The sequence below is a fragment of the uncultured Amaricoccus sp. genome, assembly GCF_937858865.1.
Taxonomy (GTDB): Bacteria; Pseudomonadota; Alphaproteobacteria; order Rhodobacterales; family Rhodobacteraceae; genus Amaricoccus.
Genome location: NZ_CALLYO010000121.1, coordinates 1 through 1,303, shown reverse-complemented (window position 1 = coordinate 1,303; position 1,303 = coordinate 1). Strand labels below are relative to the sequence as shown.

2 protein-coding genes are annotated in these 1,303 nt (G+C 72.5%); both read left to right on the top strand.

The annotated features are described in order from the left end of the window. The coding region (locus Q0112_RS03380) for a glycine cleavage T C-terminal barrel domain-containing protein (protein WP_297971404.1) at positions 1-321 on the top strand (321 nt) is incomplete at its 5' end. Positions 322-338: 17 nt separating this feature from the next. Then, positions 339-1,130, top strand: coding sequence for a VOC family protein (locus Q0112_RS03375; protein WP_297971400.1), 792 nt, complete (start codon positions 339-341; stop codon positions 1,128-1,130). Positions 1,131-1,303 lie beyond the last annotated feature (173 nt).

Sequence of the window (1,303 nt, the reverse complement as noted above, 5' to 3'; positions counted from 1 at the left end):
ATCTGGGCCCGGGTCGAGGGCGACCCGGGCGCCGTTCCGCCCTCGCAGGGGGAGGGGGCGCCGCGCTTCGACGGCGAGGGACGCGCGCTACCGATGCGGGACGCGCGGCGGGACGGCGACTGGCGCGTGGCGGGCTGGGTCACCTCGGGAGGCTACGGCCATTTCACCCGGTTGTCGCTTGCGCAGGGCTATCTGCCGGCGGCGCTGGCGGAACGGAACGAACGGGGGCTCTTCGAGATTGAGATCCTCGGGGTGCGCCGGCCGGCGCGGATCCTGCGCGAGCCGCCCTTCGACCCCGAAGGGATCCGAATGCGCGCTTGAACCTGACGGAGGGAGCGATGAAGCTGCATGGACGACCCTGCTGGTACGAGCTGTCGACGGGTCCGGGCCAGCTGGCGGCGGCGGAGGAATTCTACCGGGAGGTCCTCGGCTGGAGCTTCCGGGATTCGGGCATGCCGGATTTCGAGTACCATCTCGCCAGCGTCGAGGGGGATCTGGTGGCCGGGCTGATGCCGATGCCGCCGGACGCGGGCGCGATGCCGCCCTTCTGGATGATCTATTTCGCCGTCGACGATGCCGACAAGGCCGCCGCCGACATCCGCGCGGCGGGGGGCGGGGTCCACCGCGAGCCGGCGGACATTCCCGGCACCGGGCGCTTCGCCGTGGTGGCCGACCCGCAGGGGGCGGCCTTCGGCATCCTGCAGCCCGAGCCGATGGAGGAGGGCGGCGCCGGCGGCAATGCCTTCGACCAGTCGAAGGCCGGGCACGGCAACTGGAACGAGCTGATGACGAGCGACCCCGAGGCCGGCTTCCGCTTCTACGGCGATCTCTTCGGCTGGCAGAAGTCGCAGGCCGTCGACATGGGGGAGATGGGCGTCTACCAGCTCTTCTCGCACGACGGCGCCGACATCGGCGGGATGATGCGGCTCGGCCCCGCGCCGATCCCGGTCTGGCTGCCCTATTTCGGCGTCAACGGCGTCGCGCCGGCCATCGGGCGCATCGAGGCCGGCGGCGGCCGGGTCGAGCATGGCCCGATGGAGGTGCCGGGCGGCGCCTTCATCGCCGTCGCCCAGGACCCGCAGGGGGCCTGGTTCGCCATCGTCGGGCCGAAGGAGACGGCCGCGGGCTGAAGTCAAGGGTTTACGCGGATTTGCTCGGCCTGGAAAGCGGCTCCCGGAGTCTTGTCGCGAGCGTCACCGTTGCCCCCGGCCGTGCGCCCCGCACGGCCTGCGCCTGCCTGCCCCCCCGGGCAGGCGCACCCGGCGGTTCCGCCTGGCGGCACCTTCGGGGATAGCGCCGGAAC